The 239-nt window shown below is 57.7% G+C and carries 1 protein-coding gene; it reads left to right on the top strand.

Going from position 1 to position 239, the window contains the following annotated elements:
• On the top strand, window positions 1-239 hold a 239-nt coding region (locus AC0L20_RS41765; protein ID WP_473295955.1), incomplete at both ends, for an aminopeptidase.

Below are 239 nucleotides of genomic sequence, written 5' to 3'. Positions count from 1 at the left end.
TGAACTGGGGCGACGAGCGCCTGGCGACATTGATCTTTCACGAACTGGCCCACCAGCGTTTCTATGTGAAAGACGATACTGAATTCAATGAATCATTCGCCTCCTTCGTCGAGCAGGAAGGTACGCGTCAATGGCGGGCGGCCCGTGGCCTGGCGCCCGTCGGTGATGCAGCGTTGCAGCAGCGTGACCAGATTGTCCGGCTGATTCTCGATACCCGCAAGCGGTTGGAAAACCTCTAC

This window comes from Bradyrhizobium sp. Kon58 (assembly GCF_055807455.1).
Note: the sequence above shows the minus strand (reverse complement) of the source record. Positions and strands in the feature narration are given on the sequence as shown.